Annotated in this window: 1 protein-coding gene; it reads right to left on the bottom strand. The window is 69.8% G+C overall.

The window, feature by feature from the left end; all coding sequences use genetic code 11:
* The coding region (locus NHN26_RS17435) for a methyl-accepting chemotaxis protein (RefSeq protein ID WP_253090555.1) at positions 1-255 on the bottom strand (255 nt) is incomplete at both ends.

The raw sequence follows: 255 nt of genomic DNA, 5'->3' as shown, positions 1-255 counted from the left end.
CACCCTGCTCGACCTGCTCGGAACTGGTGCCGATCAGCGTCTTGATCTCCTTGGCCGCGTCCGAGCTGCGCTGCGCCAGCGCCCGCACCTCCGAGGCCACGACGGCAAAGCCGCGCCCGGCCTCGCCCGCCCGCGCCGCCTCGACGCCCGCGTTCAGCGCCAGAAGGTTGGTCTGGAAGGCGATGTCGTCGATCACCCCGATGATCTGGCTGATCTCGTCGGACGAGCGCTTGATCTCGGACATCGCGCCGACCG

The sequence above is a fragment of the Rhodovulum tesquicola genome (assembly GCF_024128855.1).
Taxonomy (GTDB): domain Bacteria; phylum Pseudomonadota; class Alphaproteobacteria; order Rhodobacterales; family Rhodobacteraceae; genus Rhodovulum; species Rhodovulum tesquicola.
This window is presented reverse-complemented; position numbering and strand designations above follow the sequence as displayed.